Consider the following 823-nt stretch of genomic DNA (forward strand, 5'->3'; position numbering starts at 1 on the left):
CCCAATCCCATCCGGCAAGTGGAGTAGTTTAGAACCGATACTCGAGCATCTCTTGGGGAACATCGATAACGAGTCTAAAGTGGCGCAGCAGACTGAAGATGTCGATGGAAAAATCTGTAACTTCCTACTCCCGGCAATCATCTGTGTTTTTGAAGTCGTCGATGAGGCGTACGTTCGTTGGAGGGGTCCAGGGTCGGAGGGAAGAATCCAGTTCGATGAGTCGCTCGAAGAAACTCGAGGATTATCGGCGTGGGTACATCCCAGCTGCCTCCACCCAGACGCACAACCCACCGAGGTCGCAAGGCTTTGTGACGCAGACAAGCGTGGTCAGTCACACACAATTGGAGAAATAGAGCTGTGAGCGTGAAGGAAGTGTGGCGAATTAGCCCCACGCTGAATGGGTCAGCAGTAGGGGTATAAGTAGGGGGGTGGGGGCTAACCCTTTTACCTAAACCTCCACTGACCATCAAATATGACGACAGCGCTGACCTCTACGATGGGCCTCGGAGAACAAGTTCCGCGGTTGCGACGGCCTCCCATATCCGGCCATACCTCAGCCTTGGTTTCTCGAGAGGGAGACCCTGGTTAGATGGAACAGGTAACACCGCCAAGTTACGTCCTTGGCAACGGTATCAAACCGGTTGGTAGTCCCGACTGTCGAATCGAAGATGACGAAATCGGCTGGAAGAATCCACCGAATTGGTTCCGGAAGAGTGGTGGCAGCGTATGAGCACCGCCCAAGACCCAACCGCCGAGGAACTCGCATGGTTGCGGCAGACGGTTGAGGACCTCCGTGACGAACTCGAAAAAGAACGTGAGGCTC

At 54.4% G+C, this 823-nt stretch carries 1 protein-coding gene; it reads left to right on the forward strand.

Annotation, left to right across the window (positions count from 1 at the left end; genetic code table 11):
• Positions 1 to 361: hypothetical protein (locus tag EXE45_RS20860; RefSeq protein ID WP_206750494.1), on the forward strand; the 361-nt coding region annotated here is incomplete at its 5' end.
• Positions 362 to 823: the final 462 nt, after the last annotated feature.

It is taken from the genome of Halorubrum sp. SP9 (assembly GCF_005435015.1).
Lineage (GTDB): Archaea > Halobacteriota > Halobacteria > Halobacteriales > Haloferacaceae > Halorubrum > Halorubrum sodomense.